This window comes from Desulforhabdus sp. TSK, assembly GCF_022836495.1.
GTDB lineage: Bacteria > Desulfobacterota > Syntrophobacteria > Syntrophobacterales > Syntrophobacteraceae > Desulforhabdus.
In genome coordinates, this window is sequence record NZ_BQXM01000230.1 from 1 (window position 1) to 279 (window position 279).

Consider the following 279-nt stretch of genomic DNA (forward strand, 5'->3'; position numbering starts at 1 on the left):
TCGAGGTCCTGCGGGGGCTTGGCATCACCACGAGGCATTTTGTCTCCAACATGATCGGGTTCGTGGCTCCCCCTCGGGGGAAAAAGCGGAGCGTTTTCACGGTGTACTACCCGGAAGAGCGGGTGGATCTGCCGCCGGCGTACCGGGGGCGGCCGGTGCTGGTCATGCGGGAAGACGGGAAAGAGCGGTGCGTGGCGTGCGGTCTTTGCGAGAAGATCTGCCCGGCCAGGGCCATTTCGATGGTGGGGGGCGAGCGGGAGAACGGGGAGCGGTACCCGG

1 protein-coding gene is annotated in these 279 nt (G+C 66.3%); it reads left to right on the plus strand.

Going from position 1 to position 279, the window contains the following annotated elements; genetic code table 11:
* The coding region (locus MWC30_RS22215) for a 4Fe-4S binding protein (protein WP_244086360.1) at window positions 1-279 on the plus strand (279 nt) is incomplete at both ends.